22 protein-coding genes are annotated in these 23,442 nt (G+C 57.7%); 3 read left to right on the top strand and 19 right to left on the bottom strand.

What is annotated here, in order from left to right; all coding sequences use genetic code 11:
* Window positions 1-13: 13 nt before the first annotated feature.
* From MUN79_RS09410 to MUN79_RS30830, 15 genes are all read right to left on the bottom strand, one after another.
* Window positions 14-1,489, bottom strand: coding sequence for a glycoside hydrolase family 30 protein (locus tag MUN79_RS09410; RefSeq protein ID WP_244677425.1), 1,476 nt, complete (start codon window positions 1,487-1,489; stop codon window positions 14-16).
* 86 nt (window positions 1,490-1,575) lie between these two features.
* On the bottom strand, window positions 1,576-3,750 hold the full coding sequence (locus MUN79_RS09415) for an RICIN domain-containing protein (protein WP_244677426.1): 2,175 nt from the start codon (window positions 3,748-3,750) through the stop codon (window positions 1,576-1,578).
* A gap of 144 nt (window positions 3,751-3,894) precedes the next feature.
* Window positions 3,895-4,584: a glycoside hydrolase family 30 protein gene (locus MUN79_RS30820; protein ID WP_311136700.1), complete on the bottom strand. Its 690-nt coding sequence runs from the start codon at window positions 4,582-4,584 to the stop codon at window positions 3,895-3,897.
* A complete protein-coding gene (locus MUN79_RS30825; RefSeq protein WP_311136701.1) occupies window positions 4,581-5,153 on the bottom strand; it encodes a glycoside hydrolase family 30 protein in 573 nt (190 codons plus the stop codon). Before MUN79_RS30825 ends, MUN79_RS30820 begins: the two co-directional genes overlap by 4 nt.
* Window positions 5,154-5,227: 74 nt before the next feature.
* Window positions 5,228-5,401, bottom strand: coding sequence for a hypothetical protein (locus MUN79_RS09425; RefSeq protein WP_244677427.1), 174 nt, complete (start codon window positions 5,399-5,401; stop codon window positions 5,228-5,230).
* 96 nt (window positions 5,402-5,497) lie between these two features.
* Window positions 5,498-6,076, bottom strand: coding sequence for a T9SS type A sorting domain-containing protein (locus MUN79_RS09430; protein ID WP_244677428.1), 579 nt, complete (start codon window positions 6,074-6,076; stop codon window positions 5,498-5,500).
* Entirely contained in the window at window positions 6,013-6,570 is a 558-nt protein-coding gene (locus tag MUN79_RS09435; RefSeq protein ID WP_244677429.1) for a hypothetical protein, read from the bottom strand. The genes MUN79_RS09430 and MUN79_RS09435 overlap by 64 nt, the downstream gene beginning before the upstream one ends.
* Window positions 6,571-6,618: 48 nt before the next feature.
* On the bottom strand, window positions 6,619-6,732 hold the full coding sequence (locus tag MUN79_RS31760; RefSeq protein ID WP_375378216.1) for a glycoside hydrolase family 30 beta sandwich domain-containing protein: 114 nt from the start codon (window positions 6,730-6,732) through the stop codon (window positions 6,619-6,621).
* Window positions 6,723-8,045: a glycoside hydrolase family 30 protein gene (locus MUN79_RS09440; protein WP_375378217.1), complete on the bottom strand. Its 1,323-nt coding sequence runs from the start codon at window positions 8,043-8,045 to the stop codon at window positions 6,723-6,725. The genes MUN79_RS31760 and MUN79_RS09440 overlap by 10 nt, the downstream gene beginning before the upstream one ends.
* Before the next feature lie 201 nt (window positions 8,046-8,246).
* A complete protein-coding gene (locus tag MUN79_RS09445; protein WP_244677430.1) occupies window positions 8,247-9,689 on the bottom strand; it encodes a RagB/SusD family nutrient uptake outer membrane protein in 1,443 nt (480 codons plus the stop codon).
* 25 nt (window positions 9,690-9,714) lie between these two features.
* Window positions 9,715-12,783 (bottom strand): SusC/RagA family TonB-linked outer membrane protein, encoded by a 3,069-nt coding sequence (locus MUN79_RS09450; protein ID WP_244677431.1) that lies wholly within the window; start codon window positions 12,781-12,783, stop codon window positions 9,715-9,717.
* Window positions 12,784-13,315: 532 nt separating this feature from the next.
* Window positions 13,316-15,049, bottom strand: a complete 1,734-nt coding sequence (locus tag MUN79_RS09455) for an ATP-binding protein (protein WP_244677432.1) — start codon at window positions 15,047-15,049, stop codon at window positions 13,316-13,318.
* Window positions 15,046-16,122: a substrate-binding domain-containing protein gene (locus tag MUN79_RS09460; RefSeq protein WP_244677433.1), complete on the bottom strand. Its 1,077-nt coding sequence runs from the start codon at window positions 16,120-16,122 to the stop codon at window positions 15,046-15,048. The genes MUN79_RS09455 and MUN79_RS09460 overlap by 4 nt, the downstream gene beginning before the upstream one ends.
* 101 nt (window positions 16,123-16,223) lie before the next feature.
* A complete protein-coding gene (locus MUN79_RS09465; protein WP_244677434.1) occupies window positions 16,224-16,949 on the bottom strand; it encodes an MOSC domain-containing protein in 726 nt (241 codons plus the stop codon).
* A 74-nt stretch (window positions 16,950-17,023) separates the two neighbouring features.
* On the bottom strand, window positions 17,024-17,179 hold the full coding sequence (locus MUN79_RS30830) for a DUF3817 domain-containing protein (RefSeq protein ID WP_311136702.1): 156 nt from the start codon (window positions 17,177-17,179) through the stop codon (window positions 17,024-17,026).
* Window positions 17,180-17,477: 298 nt separating this feature from the next.
* On the opposite strand from MUN79_RS30830, the gene MUN79_RS09475 reads away from it, so the two are divergent.
* Complete coding sequence (locus tag MUN79_RS09475; protein ID WP_244677435.1) at window positions 17,478-17,855, top strand: hypothetical protein; 378 nt, start codon at window positions 17,478-17,480, stop codon at window positions 17,853-17,855.
* A complete protein-coding gene (locus MUN79_RS09480; RefSeq protein ID WP_262923054.1) occupies window positions 17,849-18,169 on the top strand; it encodes a PA2169 family four-helix-bundle protein in 321 nt (106 codons plus the stop codon). Before MUN79_RS09475 ends, MUN79_RS09480 begins: the two co-directional genes overlap by 7 nt.
* Window positions 18,170-18,258: 89 nt before the next feature.
* Here the strand turns inward: MUN79_RS09480 and MUN79_RS09485 are convergent, their stop codons facing one another.
* Window positions 18,259-18,981 carry a M12 family metallopeptidase gene (locus MUN79_RS09485; protein ID WP_244677436.1) on the bottom strand — a complete coding sequence of 241 codons (723 nt, stop codon included), beginning with the start codon at window positions 18,979-18,981 and terminating at the stop codon, window positions 18,259-18,261.
* A 681-nt stretch (window positions 18,982-19,662) separates the two neighbouring features.
* On the opposite strand from MUN79_RS09485, the gene MUN79_RS09490 reads away from it, so the two are divergent.
* A complete protein-coding gene (locus tag MUN79_RS09490) occupies window positions 19,663-20,361 on the top strand; it encodes a hypothetical protein (protein ID WP_244677437.1) in 699 nt (232 codons plus the stop codon).
* A 104-nt stretch (window positions 20,362-20,465) separates the two neighbouring features.
* Here MUN79_RS09490 and MUN79_RS09495 read toward each other — a convergent pair whose 3' ends face one another.
* Genes MUN79_RS09495 through MUN79_RS09505 form a run of 3 tightly spaced genes read right to left on the bottom strand, consistent with a single transcriptional unit; the run spans window position 20,466 to window position 23,397 of the window.
* Window positions 20,466-21,230, bottom strand: a complete 765-nt coding sequence (locus MUN79_RS09495) for an MAE_28990/MAE_18760 family HEPN-like nuclease (protein ID WP_244677438.1) — start codon at window positions 21,228-21,230, stop codon at window positions 20,466-20,468.
* Entirely contained in the window at window positions 21,217-22,323 is a 1,107-nt protein-coding gene (locus MUN79_RS09500; RefSeq protein ID WP_244677439.1) for a DUF262 domain-containing protein, read from the bottom strand. Before MUN79_RS09500 ends, MUN79_RS09495 begins: the two co-directional genes overlap by 14 nt.
* Window positions 22,324-23,397 carry a DNA cytosine methyltransferase gene (locus MUN79_RS09505; RefSeq protein ID WP_244677440.1) on the bottom strand — a complete coding sequence of 358 codons (1,074 nt, stop codon included), beginning with the start codon at window positions 23,395-23,397 and terminating at the stop codon, window positions 22,324-22,326.
* Window positions 23,398-23,442: the final 45 nt, after the last annotated feature.

Below are 23,442 nucleotides of genomic sequence, written 5' to 3' on the forward strand. Positions count from 1 at the left end.
CGGGAGCTAGTAGTTAGTTGATGACGAAAGTCATGATGGAGTGAGCCTGGCTTACCACCGGGGCCGACTGTCCCTGCATCCAGAGCTGGAACTCCTGCTTCTGGTCACCGTCGTTCATCACCACCACGGCCACTTTGCCATCGGTATTGATGAAGGCCGTGGAGCTCAGGTGGTCCCGGTTGGAGGAGCTCACGATACGCTTGGCACCGGGCCGGATGAACTTGGAGAAGTGGCCGATGTAGTAGTAGATGTTGGTGTAGAGCAGCTTGCCCGTGCGGGTGTCGCCGATGATAGGAGCGTAGCAGAAGTTCTTGACGTGGTTGGGGCCGCCCTGCTCGTCGAGCAGCACGTTCCAGTCGGTCCAGCCCACGTTGCCGTTGTTGAAGTCGTTAATCATCGACATGCCGTACTTCTCGCCCAGGGCCCAGTCGTTTACTTTGTTGAAGTCGAACTTCTCGATGCAGGCCTCGGTGAGCAGCAGGTTGGTGTTGGGGTAGGTTTCGCGCACGCGGCGCACGTTGTCGAACATCATCTGGCTGCCGGTCCAGGTTTCGTACCAGTGGTAACCCACGCCCCACACGTACTGAGCGGCCTTGGGGTCGTCCAGAATGGTGCTAGCACGCTGGTACACCTGGTCCCGGTTGTGGTCCCAGGCAATGAGTTTCCGGTCGCCCAAGCCGCCTTTTTTCAGGGTAGGGCCCAGGTATTCCTTAATAAAGTCGCGCTCCTCAGTGGCCGAAAATACGCAGGATTCCCACGTCTGCACGGCCATGGGCTCGTTCTGGGTGCTCAAACCCCAGATTGGAATACCCTGGCGCTCATACTCCTTGATAAACTTGACGTAGTGGTCGGCCCAGGCTTGGCGGTACTGGGGCAGCAGCTTGCCGCCCTTCAACCGGTTGCTGTTGTCCTTCATCCAGGCCGGTGGGCTCCAGGGGGCCACGTACATCGTCAGCTTACCGCCGGCGGCGGCAATGGCCTGCTTGATAAAGGGAATGCGGTATTGCTCGTCGTGCTTAACGCTAAAGGTCTTCAGGCTCTCGTCCTTGTCGGCTACGTAGTCGTAAGGTGCGGTGCTGAAGTCGGAGCTGGCAATAGTGGTGCGGGCCAGGGTGTAGCCAATGCCCTTGGTGGGGCTGTAGTAAGCCTGCATGAACTCCTGCTGCTGGTCCTTGCTGAGCTTGGCGTAGGTTTCGGCCGAGGCGTCGGTCAGGGCCCCGCCGATACCGAGCAGGGTCTGAAACGTCTTGGTCGGATCCACGAACACGCACACCTGAGACTCCAGGGGCTGGGGCGAGGGCTGAAAGCTGAGGCTGCCGGCCGTGGCCAGGCGCTGGTCGGAGCCGGCTACGGTGGCATACACCTGGGCTTTTTTGCCGGCTACCGAATACGCTTTGAAGTTGCGGGCCGGGCTGACGGCATTCTGAGCCAGGGCGCTGCTTACGCTCAGGGCGGAGAGCAGCAGGGAGGGAAGGAGCTTATTGAGCATAATGGAAAAAAAGATGCGCGGGGAGGACCGCATAAGTGGCCCGCCGGCTGCGGGATGCCGACGGGCCACGGGTACAAAAAATCAGGCTAGCGGCTGATAACCAGGCGACGCTGCAGCTGCCCTTCGGCAGTGCCTACCCGCAGTACGTACACCCCGCTGGGCAGGGCGGCCACGTTCAGCGAGAAGGAGTTCAGGCCGGTTTTGGCCAGGGCATCAGGGCGTTGCAATACGGTTTTGCCGAGCATATCCACCAGGGTTATCTGCAAGGGCTGCGGCTGGTCGGCCGTGTAGTCGAAGTTCAGTTCGGAGGCTACCGTGGTAGGATAAAGCTGCAGACGCGCATCGGCAGCGGCACTGGTCGTGGCCAGGGCAGGGCGGGCCGCACCCTGGTCGGTAAACCACCACCGCTCGTTGTCGCCGCCGCCGTAGGTCCACTGCTGAATGGCCGCGCCGTCGGCCGTGGAGTTATTCTGCACGTTGAGGGCTTTACCGCTATACTTGTTTACAATGCGGTACGTCCCGTCGCCGTTGGCCGTAATCAGCCAGTACTGGTTGTCAACGCTGGCCCAGTCCCACTGGTGAATCAGGGCGCCGTCGGCCGTGCTGGGCCCCACGATGTCGAGGCTCTTGTTGCTGTTCAGGTTCACGATGCGCACGTAGCCGCTACCTGCGTCGACGAGCTTCCATTTCTGGCTGGCCGTGTTAGCCCAGCCCCACTGCTGCACCCGGCCGCCGTTGGCGGTAGAGTTAGCCGAGACTTCCATGGTTTTGCCGCCGTTCTTGGAGCTGATCTGGTAGATGCGCCCCACGGTTGGGCCGCTGGGCGTGGGCGTTACCGTGCCGCCGCTCCACTTGTAGGTAGCTACTGCGCCGGCGGGCAGGGTGTAGGTGAAGGCCTGGTTGTTCCATACCACTTTAAACGTGCTTTGCGAGCTGCCATTGTTCAAGGCAATCAGGACTTTGGAGCCGTCGGGGTTGCGGAAAGCCACGTTTTCGATGCCACCGGCTACCGAGTTGGTCGCAATGCGCACCGCGCCGGGGTCCACAAACTTGCTGGCGTGGCCCAGGGCGTAGTATTCCGGGTTGCGCGTTACGCTGCCGTTGGTGTTGTTCACCGTTACCACGCCGCGGCAATCATTGCAGCCGCCGTTTTTCGGGCCGCTGTTCTGGTCGAGAACCAGGTTCCAGGTCAGCACGCTCTTGCTCCAGTTGCGGGTGTTGCCAATCAGGAAGTTGCCCACATGCCAGCGCAGGTCGCCCGAGAAGCTGCCGTTTACCGAGCCGGTGGCTTCCGTAAACCAGATGTCCTTGCTGGGGTAGGCATTGTGGACGGTGGTCATGTTCGGAATGCCGTTGGTGTCGGAGTAGCCGTGGAAGGCCGAGCCGGCCGCGTACTGAGCCGCGGCGGCATCCGCAAATACATCCATCGGGTAGTCCGGCCGGTCCCAGTTGTGGTCGTACACAATGAGCTTGGTATTGATATTCGCGTTGCGGAAGGCCGGCCCGATGTTGTTTTTCAGGAAGGCTGCCTGGTTGCCTGGGTCCATGCGCATGGCCATGTACGGGGCGGCATACAACGGCTCGTTCTGCAGGGTTACGGCATAAATCGGGAGGCCCTCGGCGGCATAGCCCTGCACGTATTTCACGAAGTAGTTGGCGTAGGCCTGGTACCAGGCCACGTTCAGCCAGCCGCCGCCGCGCAGATTGCCGGTTTCCTTCATCCAGGCCGGGGCCGACCACGGGGAGCCCATCAGCTTGATGGCGCCGTTTTTGGCCCGAGCGGCTTTCAGCATCGGAATCAGGTCAACCCGGTCGTTGTTCAGGTTGAAGTACGTCAGACTGGCGTCAGTCTGCCCGGCGGGGCGGTCATCGTAGGTGAAGTCGCCCTGGGCCGAGAAGTCGGAGCCGCCCATGGTGTGGCGCAAAAAGCTCAGGCGGATGCCGCTGCCGGTAAAGAGGTCGTTGAGCAGGGCATCCCGCTGCGTGGCCGACATGTTGCGGTTCAGCACGTAGGCCGAGGAGCCCGTCATGGTGGCCCCGAAGCCATCCATGCTTTGGTAGGTGGTGCCCTCGTTTACCGTGATGGTGGTTGCGGCCGTGCCCGAGTTGGCCCCGAAGTTTACGGCAGCCTGGGGCTGCAGCAGCTTGCTTTGGTCACCCGTCGTCATCCAGGAGCTCACACTCTGAGCCATTAGGGAACCAGGATGCAGGCTCAGGCCCGCGGCCACCAATCCGAGCAAGGATCTGGTAACATTTTTCATACGCGTAAAAGGTTAAGGTTGTGGAAATTTCCCCGGTAAAGGGCGGAAGAGCAGCGTAGTGAAACAGGTGTGAGCAGGGCGGAGGGGGAGCGGAGGGCGGTAATTGAGGAGGTTACATGAAAGAGAGCAGGAAAAGCGCGTCGGCTACCAAACGTAGGTGCCCACGGCCCCGGCGCTGAGCGCGGTAGTTACCACCTTGCCACGGTACTGAATGTCGAAGCTCTGCGACTGGGTGCTGCCGTTTTGCACGATGAGAACCTTCTTGCCGTCGGGGTTTTTGAAGGCCACGTTCGACAAGCTGCTGGGCACGTTGGTATCGATACGGACCGAGCCGGGGCGGGCAAACTTAGCCGCGTGGGCCACCGTGTAGTAAGCCGTGTTGCGCGTCACGCTGTTGCCGTTGATGGTCAAAGCACCCAGGCAGGTGTTGCAGCCGCCGTCGGTGTAAGGACCGTAGTTCTGGTCGGCGGCCAGGTTCCACTCCAGCACGTTCTTGCTCCAGTTGCGCGTAGCCCCGATAACCAGGGTGTTGACGTGCCAGGCGAAGTCGGCGGCGAAGTTGCCGGGGCCGCCCACCCACTGCTCGGTGAAGTACACGTTCTTGGTAGGGAAGGCGTTGTGCACCGTGGTCAGGGCATTGATGTTGCCGGCGTAGAGGTGAAACGCCGAGCCATCCACGTACTGGCTGGCAACCGGGTCGGCCAGAATGGCCATGGGGTAATCAATCCGGTCGGTGTTGTGGTCGTAGAGGATGATCTTGGTGTTCAGCCCCGCCGCCCGCAAAGCCGGGCCCACGTGGTTTTTGATAAACTCGCCCTGCTCGGTGGCCGTCATGACCATGCTGGGGTTGTTGCCCCGTGCAGGGGCTCGTTTTGCAGGGTCACCGCGTCGAGCGTGATGCCCTCGGCCTGCATGGCTTTAAGGTATTTCACAAAGTACTGGGCATACACTCCGTAGTACTCGGGCTTCAGGGAGCCGCCTTTCAGGTTGCCGTTGGTTTTCATCCAGGCCGGCGCCGACCACGGCGACCCCAGAATCTTCAGACTGGGATTGATAGCCAGAATGCTCTTAAGAATCGGAAGCAGGTCGGTCTTCTCGGGGGCAATGCTGAATTTGTCGAGCTGGGGGTCGGTCTGTCCGGCCGGCAGGTCGTCGTAGGTAAAGGGCCGCGCGTCCAGGTCGGAAGCCCCGATGCTGATGCGCAGGTAGCTGGTGCCGATGTTGGTGTTGTCGGTGGCGAAAAGCTCCTGCAGCAGGGCCGCTTTGGTGGTAGCATTCAGCTGGTTGATCAGCATGGCGCTGCCGCCCGTGAGCGTGTAGCCGAACCCGTCAATCGACTGGTAGGTCTTGGTGGTATCCACCACGATGGTCGGGTTGGAGCTGGTCGGAGCCTGGAAGTTCAAAACCGCCGTGCTCTTCTGAAACAACGAGGCCTTGTCGGGCGTGGTCAGCCACAGGGCTACCTGCGAGGGGCCCGTTACCGGCGGATTGCCACCTCCGCCTCCCGTGCCGCCGGTGGTGCCCCCGTAGTGCCACCGGGTGCGGGCGAGTCCTCATTCTCGGAGGTACACTGCGTAAGCAGGGCTGCCGGCAGCAGCAGATAACTTAGGGCCAGGCAAAGGCGGCGGGCGGCGGAAGTGGAAAAGCGCATAACAATAGCAGAAAAAATGAAGGCCGGCCCGGAAACGGGCCGGCCAAAAAATGGGGGGTTACTCGACCACTACGCGGCGGGTGCTTAGCTCAGTTCCTACCCGCAGAGTAACCAGGTAAGAACCGGCCGGCAACTGGCGCAGTGGGGCCAGGGCCAGGGTATGAGCCCGGAGGCCTGGGCGGCGTCCAGCAGGTTCAGTACTTTCTGACCTAGGCTGTTGTACACGTCCACGGCCACGGAGGTAGCGGCGGGCACGGTGTAGGTCAGGCGGCTGTTGGCAGCCACGGGGTTGGGGTAAGCAGCAGCTTGCAAGGCTTCCGAAGCCGAGCGGCTGGCCAGCACGCCCGTGCCCACCTGGTAGGCGTAGCTCTGCCGGCCCGGAATCGAGCTGAAGTCGGGGTTGGCGCCCAGCGCGGCGCTCTGGCCCGGAATCTGGGGCAGCACGTCGGAGTAGAACTCGCCCTTATCGGCCACATAAGCTGCCATCACCCGGAAAATGTCATTGGCCGAAGCTCCACCCAGGGCCGCCAGCGGGTACTCAATTTCCCAGCCGGTGGTGGTGTTAGCCGCCACGCTACCCGTCGCACTGGTTTTGTAGGACACTTTGCCGCCTACCACGCCGCTGTTAGCATCCGTAATGGTGAAGGCCGCGCCAGTCTTATTGGTCGAGCCCAAGTACACGTCGGGGCTTTGCCAGCGCTGTTGAGGTTGGCCGTATAGTCAATTTTGCTGTGGTACACGTCGCCGCTGCCGTTGGTGGCGAAAGGCGACACGGTCAGGCGGAAGCCGTAGTCGACGGGCATATCCAGCGTGGGCTGGCTATTAAACTGGGACGTATTATCGGAGCCGATAGGCAAGCGGGTATTGGCCGCTACGCCGGTTTTGTTGGGCGCGTCCAGGTAGAGCAGTAGGGCGTTGTAGTCACCTTTCTCGGGCGAGGCCACGACCATGATGTTCAGCGTGGTGGCCGTGGTGCCCATGTACAGGGCTTTCAGGCCCCGGTCGGCGGCCGAGTGCGTGCCGGTGTAGGTGCCCACCAGCTGGTACTTGCCCGCGCCCGTCCCGATTTCGGACGCAGCCAGGGTGCCATCCACGGTAATCTGGGCCTGAGCGCCCAAGGAAGCGGCCGTCAGAGCGGCTACGGCGGAGAGAGTAAAGATTTTTTTCATGGGAATTTTGGGAATAGGGGTGTAAAAGAAGAGTCAGGAAAAAAGGTGCTACCAGACGTAGGTACCTACACCGCCGGCGGGCAGGGTAGTGGCAAAGGCCTTGCCCTGGTGGCGTACGCTAAAGGTTTGGGCCGCAGGACTGTCGTTCTGTACTACCAGCACCTTGTCGCCATTGGGGCCTTAAAAGCCACGTTGGGTAGCTTGTCGGGTAGCGTTGAGCCGATGCGGACCGAGCCGGGGCGGGCAAATTTGCTGGCGTGGGCAATGATGTAGTAGGCGTCTTCGCGGGTCACGTTGTTGCCGTCCAGGGTCAGAGCGCCGCGGCACTCGGTGCATCCGCCGGGCGTGTGCGGGTTCTGCTGCGGGTCGGCGGCCAGGTTCCACTCCAGCACGGTGCGGCTCCAGTTGCGGGTGGCCCCGATGATGAGGGTGCGCACGTGCCAGGGCAGGTTTTCGGCAAACTTGCTTTTCGAGCCTACCCACTGCTCGGTGAAGTACACGTTCTTGTCGGGGTGGGCGTCGTGCACCTTGCCCAGGGCGTCAATCTGCCCGGCGTACATGTGGAAGGCCGAGCCGTCCACGTACTTCTTGGCTTCGGGGTCGTTCAGAATGGTGAGCGGGTACTCGGGCTTGTCGCAGTTGTGGTCGTACACGATGATTTTCGTGTCGAGCTTGGCCTGCTGAAACGCCGGGCCCAGGTTCTTTTTCACGAACTCGGCCTGCTGCTCAGCCAGCATCAGCAAGCTGGGATTGTTGCCGGGGTGCAGGGGCTCGTTTTGTACCGTGATGGCGTCGATGCGCACGCCCTTGGCCTTCATGCCCTGCACGTACTTCACGAAGTAGCGGGCGTAAGCGTCGTAGAACTCAGGCTTCAGCGAGCCGCCCTTGGATTCGCCGTTGGTTTTCATCCAGGTGGGCGGCGACCAGGGGGAGCCCAGAATCTTGATTTTGGGGTTGATGGCCAGAATTTCCTTGAGCACCGGAATCAGGTGGGGCTCGTCGGGAGCCAGGCTGAACTTGGTAAGCTGGGGGTCGGTTTGACCGGCCGGCAGGTCGTCGTAGCTGAAAACCTGTGCATCGAGGTCGGAAGCCCCGATGCTCAGGCGGAGGTAGCTCACGCCGATATGGTTGCCGTCGGTGCCGAAAAGCTCCTGCAGCAGGGCCTTGCGCTCCGTTGTGCCCATGCGGTGCAGCAGCTCGGCCGAGCCGCCGGTAAGGCAGTAGCCGAAGCCGTCGATGGGCTGGAAAGTCTGTTTTTCGTCGATGTCAATAACGGCGCCCGTTGGCTGGGCGTCGCTCCAGGGCTGAGCGGCCTGGTTTTGAAACAGGGAAGTTTTATCCGTCGTCGTCAGCCAGAAAGCCGCGCCGCGGCCACTGGCCGAGTTGGCCTGGGGCACCCGCTGGCAGCCGGAATTCAGGCCCAGCACCAGCAGCAGGGAAAGGGCAGAGGCGGATAAGGAAAGAGTGCGGAACATGCGAAAAGGAAAAAGTAAGCGGAGAGCAGTAATACGCGGCAGATCTGTGCCGCCGGAGGCTAAGGGAGCAGGCAGCAGGTGAAGCCTGCGGGCCGGTTTCGTTTCTCTCCCACACCGAAACCGGCCCCGGCTTCGCACGACCAGGCCTCCCCTTGGTCGCGCAAAACAAAGTCGGGGGCGTTGCAGCGCCCCCGACCGAGCTTAATACCCAGGATTTTGCGAAATCTGGGCGTTGTTGTTGAGTTCTCCCTGCGGAATCGGGAACAGCAGGTAGTTTGCGTCGCGGGTGCCGCGGATTTGCTCAATCATGTCCAGGGCCGTTTTGGCGTGCCGGGCCGAGGGGTCGGCCTGGGTGTGACGGGCGTAGCGCAGCAAATCGTACCACCGCTCGCCTTCGAAGGCCAGCTCCAGACGGCGCTGCTTGTCGATTTCAGCCCGCAGGGATTCCTTGGTGGCTCCGGCGGCCGGGAAGTCGGCCAGGCCGGCGCGGCGGCGAACCGCGTTCAGCTTCTCCAGCACGTCGGAAGCCGGGTTGCCCAGCTCGTTGGCGGCTTCAGCATAGGTCAGGTACACCTCGGCCAAGCGGATGACATACGTGTTGTCGGGGCTGTTGAAGGCGTTGGGGTTGCCGGGCCACTTGTACACGAAGGGGCCGTTGTCGTTGCCGGTGCCGGGGCCGCCGTCTACGTAGCTGGCGTGGTCGATGCCGCCCGACACGGGGCCAATGGCCGCCCAGCGCTTATCGGCGGGGTCCGACAAACCGAGCTGCACCAGCTCCTGGGTTGGGATGTTGAACTTCGGGAACGAGTAGGTAGCGGGCGGGTTAGGCAGCAGCAGGTCGGGCAGGATGTTGTTGCCGTCGGTAGCGCCCGAGTTCTGGATTTCGAAGAGCGACTCGGCGGCGTTGTTGGCCGGGAACAGCGACTTGAAGCTGCTGTTCAGCGAGTAGGTCTTGTTGGCGAGTACCGCGTTGGCGGCAGCCAAAGCCTGGCTCCACTGGCGCTGGGTGAGCTGCACGCGGGCCAGAATGGCGCTGGCAGCAGCCCGGCTGGCGCGGTTGTTTTTAGCAGCCGGCGCTTTTTCAGCCGCCTGGGTCAGGTCCGACACTACCTGGGCATACACGGCCTCGGCCGAAGCCCGGGGCATCGAAACGGCCTGCGGAGTGCCGCTTTCGGTGGGCTCCAGCCGCAGCGGCACGCCGCCGTAGAGTTTCACCAGGTTGAAGTACAGCAGGCCCCGAACGAAGTAGGCCTCGCCCAGAATCTCGTCGCGGCGCTGGCCGGGCATCGAGATGCCGCCGACGTACTTAATAACGGCGTTGGCGCGGTTGATACCGATGTAGCAGTCGCGGAAGATGTTGTTGACCTGGCTGGTCGTGGGCGTCCAAGCTAGGCGCTCCATGGGGCCTACGTCGCCGTTGGCACTGGTGCAGTTGTCGGAAGGCATTTCGCCGGCCACAATCAGGTCCTGGCTCCAGAGGCCGGTACCCTGCAGGGCGTCGTAGACGGCCGTAATGGCAGCCTCGGCGTCGTCGCCGGTTTTGAAGAAGGTAACGGGAGACACGGTGGGCAGCGGCTCTTTGTCGAGCACATTGCAGCTACCCAGCAGCATTAAGGCAAAAACGGGAATGAATATCTTTTTCATGGGAGTCGTCGGGAGAGGGGAGCAGTTAGAAGCTGGCGTTCAGACCGATGGTGTAAGTACGGGCCTGGGGGTAGGTGCCGAAGTCGCGGCCGAACTGGGTGCTGGAGAAGGGGTCGGAGCTTACTTCTGGGTCGTAGCCCGAGTAGTCAGTCCAGGTCAGCAGGTTCTGGCCGGTCACGTAGAGGCGCAGGCCACTGAAGTGAGCTTTCTGCAGCAGCGTAGTGGGGAGGTTGTAGGCCAGCGTCAGATTCTTGAGACGCACGTAGGAGCCGTCTTCCACGAAGCGGGTCGAGAACCGGTTGTTCTGGTTCAGATCCTCGGTCGAAGCACGCGGAATGTTGGTGTTCGTGTTGGTTGGCGTCCAGCGGTTCAGCACGGCCGTGCTCTGGTTTACCGGGCCTACGACGCTTTCAATAGCCTGGCGGTTCAGGTTCTGAATGTCGTTGCCGAAGCTGCCCTGGAAGAATACCGACAATTCCAGACCTTTGAAGGTGAACGTGTTGGTTACGCCAGCAAGGGACTTTGGATTCGGATTGCCGATGATGGTGCGGTCCTTATCGTTAATGACGTTGTCATTGTTGATGTCGGCAAAGCGCACGTCGCCGGGCTTGGCGTTGTCCTGCTTGGGCGAGTTCTTAATCTCGTCGGCCGACTGGAAAATGCCGTTGGCTACGTAGCCGTAAAAGACGCCCAGGGGCTGGCCTTTGCGCAGGATGTTGTTGTTGCCGATTACCTCCCGGTCCACCAACACGTTCTGCTCGTTGACTTGCTGACCCAGTTGAATAAGCTTGTTGCGGTTGAGCGTGAAGTTTACGTTCGTGGTCCAGCTAAAGCCGCCCTCGTTGCTCTGCACGTTGGTCGTGTTCAGGCCAATTTCAACGCCTTTGTTCTCAACCTCGCCCAGGTTCTGAGTTACAACCAGGTTTTGAGCACCGGTGCTGGGGGCAATCGGTACATCATACAGCAGGTCGGTAGTGCGCTTGCGGTACGCGTCGAAGGTCAGCGTGGCGCGGTCCTGCATGAAGCCCAGGTCCAGGCCCACGTTGAACTGCTTCGTGGTTTCCCACTTCAGGTCGACGTTGCCGATGCGGCCGGGGCGAATGCCGCCCACAATGCTCGAGCCGCTGGCGCCGGCGTAGTTGGAGCCGGTGTCGTAGGTGCTGAAGCGGGAGTAGGTGTAGATTTCCTGGTTACCTACTTCGCCGTAGCTACCGCGGACTTTAAGGTCGGATACGACGCGGTTCTCGGGGAAGAACGATTCTTTTGCCACGCGCCAGGCCGCCGATACGGCAGGGAAGTAGCCCCACTTGTTTTTGCCCTCGAATTTGGAAGAGGCGTCGGCCCGCAAGCTGACGGTAGCCAGGTAGCGCTCATCGTAGTTGTAGATGGCGCGGCCAAAGTAGCTCATCAGGCCCCACTCATCCTCGTAGCTGTTGGTTCCGGTGCGGGTAGCGCCGGCCGAGACGTAAGGGCTGGCATTGGAGGCAAAGCCCTGCGAGGAGGCCCCAGACGTGAAGCGGTTCGACTCCTGCACCGACTGGCCGCCCAGCAGCGTCAGGCGGTGACGGTCACCGAGCTTGGGGTCGTAGGTCAGCGTGTTTTCCCACAGCCAGATGTTCTGAATATTGGTGCCAGTGGCGGCGCTGCCTTTCAGGTTTTGCTCGGGCGTGGAGCGCGAGGTGCCGGGATATTCACGGGTAATGAACTGGTTTTCGAGCTGGGTCCGGAAGTCAATGCCGAACGAAGTGCGAAGCTTCAAGTTGTCGAGGATGTCGGCCTCGCCGTACACGTTGCCCAGCCCTTGGTAAATCAGGGCGTTGTTGTGGGTTTCCAGCAGGTTGCCGATGGGGTTGTCCGACAGCGAGAAGGGGTTCAGCGCGTAGGAGCCGTCGGCGTTGTACACCGGCACGGTCGGAATCTGGGCCAGGGCGCCGAGCACGGTGCCAGAGTTGCCCAGGCCCTGCTCACTGCGTACGCTACCGTTGTTGTTGGTGCGGCTCAGGTTGATGTTGGTCCCGAAGCGGAAGCGGTTGCCCAGCTGCTGATCCAGGTTCAGCCGGAAGTTGAAACGCTCGAAGCCCGAGTTGAGGATGATACCGTCCTGCTTGAAGTAGCCACCCGATACGTAGTAGCGGGTTTTGTCGGTGCCGCCGCTCACGTTCAGCTGGTAGCTCTGAATGGCTGCTTTGCGGTACATTTCATCCTGCCAGTCGGTGTTGGCGGGCAGGTTGTCCAGGTCGGTGTAGGCCGGCCCGAGCGGAGTGCTGGCGTTGGCGCGGGCTTCGTTGTAGTACTCGGCAAACTGGCGCGCGTTGAGCAGGTCAATCTTTTTGCGCAGCTGCTGCTGGCCGAAATACATGCTGAAACCCAGCTGGGGCTTGCCCACTTTGCCACGCTTGGTGGTAATCACGACTACCCCGTTGGAAGCGCGCAGGCCGTAAATGGCCGCTGCGGCGCCGTCCTTCAGCACGTCGATGCTCTCGATGTCGTTGGGGTTGATGCTGTTCAGCGGGTTAGGCTTCTGGTTGCCGATGCTCAGCTCCCGGTCGTAGGTCGGCAGAATAGGCACCCCGTCAACCACGTAGAGCGGGGAGTTGCTCATAGTGATGGAGTTATTGCCGCGAATCCGCACGTTGATACCGGCACCCGGGGCCCCGCTCGGCGAGGTTACCTGTACGCCCGGGGTCTGGCCCTGCAGAGCCTGGTCGAAACCAGCTACGGGCTGACGCTCAATGGCTTTGGAAGTGACCGAGGATACCGCCGTGGTCAGTTCCTGGCGCGACTGGGTGCCGTAGCCTACTACCACTACTTCCTTCAGGGCCTGCACGTCTTCGCTGAGCGTGGTGCTGCCTACTGCCGTTGGCTGGCCGTCGACTACCGTGATAGGCACCCGCATGGTGATGTAGCCCACCGACGAAATAACCAGGGTCTGAGCACCAGCTGGTACGTCCGGAATCAGGTAGTCGCCATTGGTGTTGGTGGCGCCACCCAGGTTGGTACCGGCCACGACCACCGTCACGCCGGGCATGCCTTCGCCGTTGGCGTCGACCACGCGGCCACTAACCGGGGCCGTTACTAAAAACGCAGAGTACAAATCTTTCACCGCCGTGGTGCGCTCTGGAATGGCCGCCCAAACGTGGGGAGTAGCCGGGCTGGCCAGAGGGTGGGCTGCCGCCAGGCTCGTCAGCAGAACGCTGCTCAGGGCCGGGTCAGCAGCAGCCGGAGCGGGCGAGAGCCGTGGGGAATTGTAGTAAAAACGGCATAGTAATGTGGGTTAAGTGAAGGGAGAGGGAGCAGAAAAGTTGGCTGCCAACGAGCCCGCCGACAAAGCGGGGTGACGCAGGCGTCCGAAGTGTGGAGTAAGACTGTGGGGTGATGAAGGATTCTCCCGGGGCTCAGCACCGGCCTTGGCAGGGCTGCAAACGTTTGCAGTTGCGGGACGCAGTAGAGTAGTCGGGTTGCACAAAATTCCACGTCTGCACCAGCAAAGGCTTGCTGATTTATTTCAAAATTCGTTCACCGGTTAAAACAGGTGTAACTACTTGAAATTCTGAATTATAAAACACAAAAAAACCGACCCTGTCAGGGGCCGGTTGCAGTTTTGTTACAGGGCTTTTGATAATATTTCAGTGCTGCGGGGCAATGTGCAGGGCCCGAAACTCGGAGGGCGAAATCTGGTAGCGCGCCTTGAAGCTAGTAGAGAAGTAAGACGGGGAGGAGAAGCCCAGCTCGTAGGCAACTTCCGAAATCGTTAGCGCTTCGTTGAGCAGCAGCTCCCGGGCCTTGGTCAGGCGCAGGCTCTGAATGAAGTCCGTGACACCCGTGCCCAGCACCGCCTTGACTTTGCGGTAGAGCTGCATGCGGGAGATGCTCAGACTACGGGCAATATCCTCAACGCTTAGGTCAGTCTTGGTCAGGCCCGCTTCCACAATGGCGGTTAGGTCCTGCAGGAATTTCTGGTCGGGGTTATTGGCCGGCACCGTGGCCGTATCTACGCTCAGCTCCCGGCGCACATGCTCCCGCTGCCGGGCCCGGTTGGCCAGTAGTGTGCGCACACTCTCCAGCAAAAAGGCCGGGTTGAAAGGCTTGGTCAGGTACACGTCGGCTCCAGCCTGCACGCCTTCTACCTGCTGCTCGGGCGCGTTGCGGGCTGTAAGCAGCACCACCGGAATGTGGCTGGTGCGCCAGTCGGCCCGCAGCTGGGTCACGACTTCGAGCCCGCTCAGGCCGGGCATCATTACGTCGCACACAATCAGGTCCGGAATTAGGTCGGTAGCCAAACGGAAGCCGCTGTGCCCGTCGGTGGCCGTCTGCACCCGGAAGTCTGCGCGCAGCTTGCGGGCCAGAAAGTCGTTGACCTCTGGGTTATCCTCAATGACCAGCACCAGGGTTTCGCTCCCGCTTTCCTGAGGCAGCACCTCCGTACCGGGTCCCAACTCAGAGGCCAGGGCCTCGGGCTCGTCCAGGGTAAGCAGGGTGGGAGCGGCCGGCTCAATGGACCGCAACTCCTCGGGCAGCTCCTGGGGCAAGGTCACCACAAAGGTGCTACCCTGCCCGGGCTGACTGCTGAAGGTAAGTTGGCCCTGGTGCAGGCGTACCAGCCCTTGGGCCAGGGCCAGGCCCATACCCGAGCCCTTGGCCACTGCGCCCTGGTCGCCTTGGTAAAACCACTCGAAGATATGGGCCCGGTCTTGGTCCGAGATGCCCCGGCCAGTATCGGCGATGCTCACGCGCAGGGTCTGCTGGTCGCCCCGCTGCAGGCTGATGGTAATCTGGCCCTGGTCGGGGGTGAATTTCAGGGCGTTGCTGAGCAGGTTGAAGAAAACCTTGTCCAGGATATTACCGTCGAACCAGGCCACTAGCACGGGCTCGGCGGCCAAGAAGCGCAGGCGCACACCGCGCAGGCGGGCGGGCTTCTCAAAGGCATCCACGATGTCGCGCACGAAGGCTACCAGGTTGCTTTCCGAAGCGCGCACCGCCATTTTGCCCACCTCGATTTTGCGGAAGTCTAGGAGCTGATTCACCAGCTGCAGAAGGCGCTGGGTGTTGCGCCGCACCAAAGCCAAATCCTGACGCTGGGCTGGGCTCAGCTCGGGGCTGCCGGTGAGCAGTTCCTCTACCGGGCCCAGAATCAGGGTCAGAGGGGTGCGCAGCTCGTGGGAGAAGTTGGTGAAGAAGCGCAGCTTGGCTTCGGTGTCGGCGCGGGCCTGCTCGGCCAGGGCTTCGAGCTGGTTGCGCTGCTGGCTGATTTCCTCGTTCTGCTCAACCAACTGGTGGTTGATCTTGTCGTTCTCGGCGTTCTGCAAGGCCAGCTGGTGGTTGATCTGCCGGTTTTTGCGGGCCGAGTTCCAGGCCATCATCCCCAGCACGGTAGCCCGAGTAGCGTAGCCAGTAAGCCATACAGAATCGTTTGCTGACTGGCGTAGGTAGCCTGAAGGCGCTGGAGCAGGCCCTGCTGCCGCTCAATGTCTTCCTGCTGGGTCAGCATCTTGTCGGTCTGCTGCTGCATCGTTCGCACGTTGGTCGAGTCGATGACGATGGTGCCGAGCGTGTTTTCCCGCTTGTAGGGCTGTTTGTGCAGAATGCTGAGGGCCGTCCGAATGGCATCTTCCCCGCCGGGCGAGTACAGTACCGAGGCCGTTTCTAAGCCGCGCTGCACCAGGTCGAGGCCTTCGTTCTTGCCGGCCAGTCCATCTACCCCAATGATTTTTACCTTCTGAGCTAGGCCCAGCTGTTGGCAAGCCTCGTAGGCAGCCCGTCCCATCCCGTCGTTGTGGGCAAAGATGAGCGCCACCCCGGGGTGAGCTTGTAGGGCCTTGGTCAGGGCAGGTAGCTTTTTCTCGGTCCAGTCGCCGGTTACCTGGCTGACCACGCGCAGGTTGGGATATTGCTGCAGGCCCTGGGCAAACCCCTGGTGGCGCTCCGAAGTAGCCGAAGAGCCCGGGGTACCCAGGATTTCGATGATGTCGCCGTGCCGGTTGAGCAGCCGGGCGGCATAGCGGGCCGCTGTTTGGCCCACTTCCAGATTGTCGCCCCCCACGTAGGCCGTATAATGTGGCGACGTGGTGCGCCGGTCTAGCAATACGACGGGTACCCCGCGGCGGAAGGCTTCTTCCACGGCCGGGGCCACTGGTCCGGCTTCGTAAGGCGACACAATCAGCAAGTCAATACCGCCCCGCACCAACTCCCGGATCTGCTGCTGCTGCACCTGACTGTTGTCGTGGGCATCGAGCATACGCAGCTCCACGTCGGGGTGAAAACTTAGCTCCCGCTTCATCCCGTCGAGCATAGCCTGCCGCCACGGACCCGCCGTGCTGCACTGCGAAAACCCGATGCGGTACGTCGGCTGCTGGCTTTCCGACGGGGCACAGCCGGTCAGCAAAGCCAGGGCCGGCCACAGGTAAGGCAGAAAAAAGAAAACAAGTCGATTCAAGGCTGGAAAGACGCCGCAGCCGATTAGCCACGGAACGTCTACCAAATATACAGGAGTCGGGGCTTACTTGCTGCTAAAAGGATACAGCTCAGCTCGGCTGCTCAGGTGGCGGCGGGCCCTTCCAGGCGGTTGGCATCGTCGTAGAGCGGGGCGGTGCCGGCCACCCGGCCCTGCATCTTGCGGCGCCACTGTCCGCCTAAGGCTGGGCAGGCTAGCAGCTCGGCGGCCAAAGCCAGGTTTTCGCGCTGCTCATACTTCACACTGTTGACCAGCGTCAGGGGCCAGGCGGGGTAGGGGCGTTCCACAAGTTCCAGCGCGTCGGTGGGGGCTACGTAGCCGGGCTGCAGCACGCGCATATACCAGCCGGTGCGGCCCGAGTCCTGCAGCCACTTGGGCAGCAGCGGCGTTTGCCAACGCAAACCCAGCTTGTAGCAAGGAGAGCGGGGCTGGGAAACCTGCACCAGGGCCTCACCCAGCCGGAAAATGTCGCCCAGGCACACGTCGTGTTCGGTGGCGTCGCCGGCCAGGGTCAGGTTTTCGCCGAAGCTGCCGGGCAGCATGGGTTGGCTTAGCTGAGTGCTCCAGAACGGGTAGTGCGCTCCGGGATACACGCACAGAGCCTGATCGGGGCCGCCGTGGTTTTTCTGGTCGGCCTGCAAATCACCGGTCAGGTTCAGGCCGTCGAGCCACACGGGGCCGGTAATTTCTGCTTTGCGAATGGCGGAGGTCCAGGCGCGGGGCGCGGGCCCGGCAGCAGTTAAGGTTTCGGGCTGGCCTACGCGCACCGAAACCAGGGGCAAGGACAAAGCAAGGAGGGCGTCAGGCATGAGGTAGGCAGAATAAAAGGCAGAATAGCATAGCGCAGGCCAAGGTCCGCAAATTCACCTGATTCTGCCCAATACTACTCCTGAAACAGCTTCTTCTCGGCCCAGAAAGTACCAAAAGGCAGAAACGACACGATTAAGGCCAGCAGCGCCTTGCCCCACGACCAGCTGTGCAGGATGCTCACCTGCAGCACCAGCAGCACATACAGCACAAACAGTACACCGTGCGCCATGCCCACGGCCTTTACCGCCTCGGGCTGCCCGGCCAGGTATTTCAGGGCATGGCAATGCCCAGCAAGACCAGAAACGAGACGCCTTCCAGAAACCCAACCATGCGCAGGCGGCCCAAGGGCGTCCGCCACCAAGATGAAAGCATACGAGTAGCAACTAATGAGGCCGCAAGGTACGGCCGCCGGACCTGAAAGCGGGTCGGTGTGGGGCCCGGCCGCCGGGTAAATTATGAAGCTCATCCTAACTCATTGAGAACGGGAGCCGTAAGCCTAGCCTAACTTCACCAACCTATTCTTTGTCATGACCAAGTCTAACCAACCTACTCGCAGCGGCAGCGCCTCTTCGTATAATTCCGCCTCCCTGGGCTCTTCCAACGCTGATGGTTCCCTGCTGAGCCAGGCCGGCAAGTGGATCAATAAAGGCAGTGTGGGCGACATGCTCGGCCGCATGACCACAACCCAGAAAGTAGTAGGCGGCGCCCTGCTGGCCGTGGGTGCAGCAGCTTTGCTGCGCAGCAACAAGAGCAAGTCTGGGAAAGCTGCCGGAGCCGGCTCCGACGCCCAGGTTGACACGCTCAATGAGTTGCTCTACTTCGTGAATGACCGGATTGAGGGCTACCAGCGCGCTGTCGATGAAAGCCAGGACCCCAGAACACCGGCTACTATAAGCAGCTGGTAAGCCAGAGCCAGCAGTTTGCCAACGAGCTCAACGGCTTCCTGCGGCAGCAGGGCGGCGGCCGTCAGGACAGCACCACGGTGAAAGGCAAGTTCTACCGCGCCTGGATGGATGCCAAAGCCGCCATTACCGGGGCCGACGAAAAAGCCATTCTGGGCTCTAACATCTACGGTGAGGAGTGGGCCATCAAAGCCTACGAAGATGCTCTGAGCGACAATACCCTGCGCGGCGCGGTGCGCCAGGCCGTGGAGCGCCAGTATCAGCATTCCAAGCAGACCTACAACCGTCTGAAATCAATGGACGGCAAGCAGGAGTAACTGCTTAGCACACATAAAAAAAGGGCACCCGCAACCGGGTGCCCTTTTTTATGCCGCAGTTGCAGCTACGGCGCGGATCAGCGCTGGGCTTAGTACATCGTGTCGATGCCGGCCCGGTCGCCGGCGGAAAGGCCGCTGCGCTGGATGTCGAAGGTAGAGCCGTCCTTCTTGGTGATGGTGGGCTGGCCGTTCGAAGAGAAGGAGAACGAGCCGTACATCATGATAGAGCCGAAATCGAGGGCGCCAAAGTCGGTGCCGCTGTAGCCCGAGACGCCGTACTTGGTGAAGTTGTTTTCGTAGCCGGACTGAATGTTCTGGGTCAGGATGTTCACGTAGTTGTCCCGGTCGTTGCGGGTTTGCTCGTGGAACAGGCCCAGGGCGTGGCCGATTTCGTGGATGGTGTTGCCCGTAGAGCAGCCTGAGGCCAGGTTGATGTACTGCCGGCCGCCAATCATGCCGATGTTAGAAGAGCAGCCCGAGCCCACGCGGAAGGTCACGTAGTTGGCCTGGGTGGTGCGCTTCACGAAGCGGACGGGCGTGTAGGTCTGCCAGTGAGTAATGGCGTCGGTTACGCGGTTCTGGCTGGGCAGGGCGGCATCGATGGTGTAGTACACCACGGCGCTGGGCCACTTGCCGGTGTTGCGGCCGGCGCTTTCGGTTTGTGGGCCGGTGGGATTCACCTGGCTGGCCGTCAGAATAATATCACCTTCCAGGATATTCTCCCCGTTGATTTGCTGGTACACGCCCATCTTGCTCACCTGGACCGGGCCGGTCTGGCTGGGGTAGGCTTCTTCCACTTTGGCGTTCTGCACGGCGGCTGTGGCAGCGGGGCAGCAGCATCCTGTTCTTTGGAGCAGCTGGAGAAGGCAGTCATGCCCACGCCGAGCAGCAGGAGGGAGAGATGAGTCTTTTTCATGGGAGAATTAGGTTTGGTTTGGTGAGGATTTGCCAAATAAGCAGAATAATTTTCAAGATAGTTCCTGTTTGATTGAAATATCATCAAAAGTAATCTGTTTGTGTTGAAATAATCTCAATAAAGCTACGGGTTGTACCCTTCCGTTGTCGTTGTCTAAAAGCTTGGTAAGCAGCGAGTAGCAAGCCTGGGAAGGAGGTCTCTCGACCTCGTCAGAAAGGAAATAAAGAGTAGGGGCCGCAGTGCGCCCATATATGTACACCCTGGCAGCAGCTCCAATGGGCTTTGAAGTGGCTCCGGGGGCCTGGAAAGCATTTCGGTCACCCCTGAAGCCGTATCGGACGCTCCCGAAAGCTTATCGGACGGCCCTGAAACAAAATCGGACGCCCCTGAAAGCCTATCAGCCGGTCCTGGGACGGTCTCGGACACCCCGAAAGCTTATCGGACGGTCTTGAAGAGGAATCGGACAGTTCTGAAGCCGTATCGGACGGTGTAAAATAAACGGAACCGTAGGTGGCAACAGCGTCAGAAATACTAGTAGTTTACGGCTATGTTAAACCTCTAATTTCTATCGTGTTGTATGAGTAAACCTGTTCCCAATTTCAGTTTCCGGCGGGAAGAATTATTACCCCTGGCCCGCCTGCTGCAAGGCCATGTGGCGCGCGACCTGGCCGAGTTTAAGCAACTGCTGCCCGAGGAGTACGGCCCGAAGTTTTTGGCCGACTACACCGCCCGCCTGGCCGCGGCCGAAGCCCTGACAAGCACCCGCATCAGTCGGGCCCAGGCGCAGCTGATTACGCAGCGCATCAAGAGCACCTCGGCCAAGCTGCCCCAACTGCTCGACCACCTCGAAGCGCGGGTGCGCCGGGCCCAGGGCCTCACGGTACCGGCCGCTGCTTTCGGCATCAAGGAAGTACGGCAGGCCCGCAGCTCCGGCGACATGGAGCGCCTGGAGGCCCGGCTCAACACCCTGCTCCAGAACCTGGACGCCAACCGCGAAGCCCTGCAAGCCAAGGGCCACCCCCAGGCCGACACCGACGCCCTGCGCAGCCTCTACACCGACCTGACCCAGGACACGACCCTGCAGGACTTGCACCAGACCGGCAGCCAGGGCCTCACCGCCGAGAACACCACGACCCTGAACCACCTCTACGCGCTGATGCAGGAGGTGCTGGCCGATGGTAAAAGCCTGTATGGGCGGACGGATAAGGTGAAGGCGCGGACGAACTACACGCTGCGGCAGCTGCTGAAGCGGGTGAGGACGGAGCGGGAAGCATAATAGGGAGAAGTGGAAATGGAAAGGGCACCCAAATGGGTGCCCTTTTTGGGGAGCGTAAATAATAAATTCAAATTATTAAATATTAATTTGGCGCATACTGAGTTTTACTCTGCTATGGCTTCAACAGGTGAGGATACTGTTTTTTTAAAACCTTCATCGTTAATATACTGCTCAATGTTGTTCAATATTCCCTCAATATAAGATATAGCGTTGTTTTTATATCCTATGATCTGTGCAACGGAAAGGTCTTTTCCACATTCTGCAAATGTAATTCTTCCGTGTGCTAATCTATTTCGCATACGTCTAATATCTACTAATATAGCTCCTGCCTTCTCCTTTTCTCCCCCTACTTTGCTGTTAAATCCATAAGTGTCAGCTAATATTCTTATGTTTTCTGCATCTATATTTCCTGATAGTTGGAATAAGTCTTTGTCGTCCTCTTTTGCTCTGAGTATTATTTCCTTAAATTCTATTTTAGTTTCATCTATTATTTCTTTAACTAAGCTGTGTAATCTCAATTCAATTGTCTTGTCCTTTATATACGGGTCGTTCAGACCCTTTGCTTTCTGCTTTAGCCATAGTGCCTGTGTTTTTTCAGAAAGTGAATTTATGGGCAGGTTCTTTTCTTGAATAGCCTTTAATATAGCTATCAAAAAATTTCTACAGGTTGCCTCTAGTAGATTATATATCAATAAGTATCCATTTGCTTTTAGTATTTTTATTGTTTCTGTATCTATTTCTATTTTATGAATTCCGCTTTTGTTTTCATAGTTTATATTTATGTTATCTTCATCTAGTATTTCTAAAAGTGAAAAGTATTTTTCTATTTCGCTTTTCCTTTTGTTGAAATCATCTTTAGTTTCCTTCATAATGCAAATCTGTGGGCTTTATTTTGTTGACCAAGCAATCTTTGACAAAGTCAACACGCTTTTTTAATTTACCTGCGTTTCCACTGGAATCTGACGTTGTTACCTCATTAAATTCAAGTGAGTTTAACCAATCCATAGATTTGGGAACTAACTTAGGTTCTTCCTCTAATGCGAAGTGGACTCCTAAAGATATTGCCTCAAACCTAACTCGGGGAGTAGAATTGGCGTTAGGTGTCTTTCTAAAACCGAGGGGGAAATTATCACGAACAAAATTAAGCATATTATTAAAAATTAAGGTTTTGTTATCTATATCAAATCCATTGTTTTTCTCAATTAAGTAAGAGTCTAGTACTCTGCTTCCTCGTTCTTTTCTGTTAGTGCCAAATTCGGAGTAGGTGAAGAATCTTAAAACCAATTCTTCTGCCTCACCTCTTTTTCTAGCTGACTCTGAAATTGGGCATAATTCCTTAAATAACTCATCTTTGGTACATTGCTCAATAAATTTATAAAAGTCACCTGCAAACGCGCCTTTGCGAACTTCAGCTGGTTTAGCACGTTCTCCTGTTGTGTTAATCCTGTCAAATATATCGTGTCTTACACCTTCTTCGGCTTTGTCACTGATTACGTGAAGCCTAATATTAATAAGTTCAAACTTGTTTCTTCTAGACTCTGGTAAATCTGAATACTTGAATCCATTCAAGTATGTTAGTTTTTTAAGACCATTGAGTGTGAATTCGTTATTCACAAAAGCTTCAATAGTTCTTATTCTTTGCGAACCATCTATTAGTTCAAGGGTACCATCTTTATCTAAAATTGCAGCGAACAGAGGTTGGATTGGGACACCCATGAATAAAGACTCAATAAAACGGCATTTCATTTCGTCACGCCAAATGAAACTGCGCTGATAACCAGGGATTCTTATTTTTGATTTTTCAGGAGCATTAGAATTAAATCTGAATAACATTACGTCGATTGGGTATTCTTTAGTGTCATATTCATATGGTATCTGGAAGGACTTGATTTGTTCTTCTGCAGCCACGATCTCTGCTTCTGTCTTGCTTGAAATTTCTTCAGTTGAGAATTCTCTTTCCATTTACTTAGCGTTAAATCCTGTTAGGTGTTTTTTTATACTAATTGCAATTGCTTGGCCTAGTTTTACAGGTACAGCATTTCCGATATGGCGTTGAATATCTTTTGAAATTATCTTGTTGGAAGGGTAACTTAAAAAGTTATAACTTCTCGGGAAGGATTGTAAAATGGCGGCTTCTCGCAGAGAAATAGCTCTGTTCTGTTCCGGATGACCAAATCTTCCATTGCCTAGGCCAATACAATGAGTAGTCATTGTAGGAGATGGCTCATTCCAACGCATTCTACCATACACATCATTGAATTTGCTCCCTGTGAGTTTCTTGTGGCATTCAAGCATTAATTCATCTGGCCACTCTCGCCAGCTACCGCCTTCTTTTGTATGCTGCATTCTTGTTATATTCAGCTTCGAAAGCTTTTGTGCTCGATGAATTGGGTCTGATTCGCATACCTGCCCGTCCATAATAGAAGGTAAATCTCCAATTGCCTCTTTTACAGTGGGTAGATTATTTTTACTTCTTGTGGGAGGTATCAAATCAATAGGTCCTAACTTTGATGCAAGTAATACAAGCCTTTTTCTATTTTGTGGTATGCCGTATTCAGGACAATAAACTATTTTTTTTGGATCAGATATATGATAGCCGTTTGATTCTAAGGTTTTAATAAAATCACTATAAACGCCGTTTTTATTGTATTTAGCTAATTGTGGTACATTTTCCATTGATACTATCTCTGGTTGAATATCCTCAATTAACTTAGCAAAGTATAACAAAAGACTCCATTTGTTATCATCAGAATTTCTATTTCCAGATGTATATCGCGAAAAAGATTGACACGGAGCACAGCCAATAAGTATTTTGATTGAGTCTTTAGGAAAAAGGCTCAATACTTCATTTGATGTTACCTTGGTAATATCATTACAGATAAATTTTGAATTGTTATTATTTTCAAAAGTGTACTTGCAGGTTTCATCGGAATCGATACCAGCAACAACATTGAATCCTTCCATAACAAAGCCATGAGTTAACCCACCTATTCCACAGAACAAGTCGATTACGGCTGCTTTCTTCCAAGTTTTCACAAAATCTTATGTTTTTTGCTAAGATATAGCACTATTAACAAAGAA

The sequence above is a fragment of the Hymenobacter cellulosilyticus genome (assembly GCF_022919215.1).
In the GTDB taxonomy this organism is placed as follows: Bacteria; Bacteroidota; Bacteroidia; order Cytophagales; family Hymenobacteraceae; genus Hymenobacter; species Hymenobacter cellulosilyticus.

Coding starts and splice junctions, on each gene's coding strand:
- MUN79_RS09445 (WP_244677430.1), bottom strand. CDS start 9,689: ATGAAAAAGATATTCATTCCCGTTTTTGCCTTAATGCTGCTGGGTAGC.
- MUN79_RS09490 (WP_244677437.1), top strand. CDS start 19,663: ATGAGTAAACCTGTTCCCAATTTCAGTTTCCGGCGGGAAGAATTATTA.
- MUN79_RS09500 (WP_244677439.1), bottom strand. CDS start 22,323: ATGGAAAGAGAATTCTCAACTGAAGAAATTTCAAGCAAGACAGAAGCA.
- MUN79_RS09465 (WP_244677434.1), bottom strand. CDS start 16,949: ATGCCTGACGCCCTCCTTGCTTTGTCCTTGCCCCTGGTTTCGGTGCGC.
- MUN79_RS09495 (WP_244677438.1), bottom strand. CDS start 21,230: ATGAAGGAAACTAAAGATGATTTCAACAAAAGGAAAAGCGAAATAGAA.
- MUN79_RS09435 (WP_244677429.1), bottom strand. CDS start 6,570: ATGAAAAAAATCTTTACTCTCTCCGCCGTAGCCGCTCTGACGGCCGCT.
- MUN79_RS09410 (WP_244677425.1), bottom strand. CDS start 1,489: ATGCTCAATAAGCTCCTTCCCTCCCTGCTGCTCTCCGCCCTGAGCGTA.
- MUN79_RS30830 (WP_311136702.1), bottom strand. CDS start 17,179: ATGGCGCACGGTGTACTGTTTGTGCTGTATGTGCTGCTGGTGCTGCAG.
- MUN79_RS09475 (WP_244677435.1), top strand. CDS start 17,478: ATGACCAAGTCTAACCAACCTACTCGCAGCGGCAGCGCCTCTTCGTAT.
- MUN79_RS09440 (WP_375378217.1), bottom strand. CDS start 8,045: ATGTTCCGCACTCTTTCCTTATCCGCCTCTGCCCTTTCCCTGCTGCTG.
- MUN79_RS09455 (WP_244677432.1), bottom strand. CDS start 15,049: ATGATGGCCTGGAACTCGGCCCGCAAAAACCGGCAGATCAACCACCAG.
- MUN79_RS09415 (WP_244677426.1), bottom strand. CDS start 3,750: ATGAAAAATGTTACCAGATCCTTGCTCGGATTGGTGGCCGCGGGCCTG.
- MUN79_RS30820 (WP_311136700.1), bottom strand. CDS start 4,584: ATGACGGCCACCGAGCAGGGCGAGTTTATCAAAAACCACGTGGGCCCG.
- MUN79_RS09425 (WP_244677427.1), bottom strand. CDS start 5,401: ATGCGCTTTTCCACTTCCGCCGCCCGCCGCCTTTGCCTGGCCCTAAGT.